This is a genomic window from Streptococcus sp. 53 (assembly GCF_013276565.1).
Lineage (GTDB): Bacteria > Bacillota > Bacilli > Lactobacillales > Streptococcaceae > Streptococcus.
The window spans coordinates 1-1,278 of the sequence record NZ_VMLG01000035.1; the positions used below are offsets into that span (position 1 = coordinate 1).

The 1,278-nt window shown below is 38.1% G+C and carries 1 protein-coding gene; it reads left to right on the forward strand.

Annotated elements, in window-relative coordinates:
* Positions 1-32: 32 nt before the first annotated feature.
* A partial coding sequence (locus tag HT722_RS08935; RefSeq protein WP_173278702.1) for an ISL3 family transposase occupies positions 33-1,278 on the forward strand: 1,246 nt, incomplete at its 3' end.

A 1,278-nucleotide genomic window follows, 5' to 3' on the forward strand; every position in this document is an offset into this window, starting at 1 on the left:
AAAGCGACCAAACCATCATTAGAAAGAATCATATGGAACAATTACATTTTATCACAAAACTACTCGATATTAAAGACCCTAATATCCAGATTCTAGACATCATCAATAAGGATACACACAAGGAAATCATCGCCAAACTGGACTACGACGCCCCATCTTGTCCTGATTGTGAAAGTCAAATGAAGAAATATGACTTTCAAAAACCGTCTAAGATTCCTTACCTCGAAACAACTGGTATGCCTACTAGAATTCTCCTTAAAAAACGCCGTTTTAAGTGCTATCACTGTTCAAAAATGATGGTCGCCGAAACCTCTCTCGTCAAGAAAAATCACCAAATCCCTCGTATTATCAACCAAAAAATTGCTCAGAAGCTGATTGAAAAAAATTCTATGACGGATATTGCCCATCAGCTGTCCATTTCAACTTCAACTGTCATTCGCAAGCTCAATGACTTCCGTTTTAAGCATGATTTTTCTTGTCTTCCTGAGATTATGTCTTGGGATGAGTACGCTTTTACTAAGGGAAAGATGAGCTTCATTGCACAAGATTTTGAAAAGCTCAATATTATCACTGTTCTTGAGGGACGAACACAAGCTATTATCCGAAATCACTTTCTTAAATATGATAGGGCAGTCCGATGTCGAGTGAAAATCATTACTATGGATATGTTTAGCCCCTACTATGACTTGGCTAGACAACTTTTTCCAAACGCTAAAATCGTTCTAGATCGTTTCCATATTGTGCAACATCTTAGCCGTGCTATGAGTCGTGTCCGTGTCCAAATCATGAATCAGTTTCATCGAAAATCCCATGAATACAAGGCCGTCAAGCGCTACTGGAAGCTCATCCAGCAGGATAGTCGTAAATTGAGTGATAAACGTTTTTATCGCCCTACTTTTCATATGCACTTAACGAATAAAGAGATTCTTGACAAGCTTTTGAGCTATTCAGAAGACTTGAAACACCACTATCAGCTCTATCAGCTCTTGCTTTTTCACTTCCAGAATAAGGAACCAGAGAAATTTTTCGGACTTATTGAGGACAATCTTAAGCAGGTTCATCCTCTTTTTCAGACTGTCTTTAAAACCTTCCTCAAGGATAAAGAAAAGATTGTCAACGCCCTTCAACTACCCTATTCCAACGCCAAACTGGAAGCCACCAATAATCTCATCAAACTTATCAAGCGCAATGCCTTTGGTTTTCGGAACTTTGAAAACTTCAAAAAACGGATTTTCATCGCTCTAAATATCAAAAAAGAAAGGACGAATTTTGTCCTTT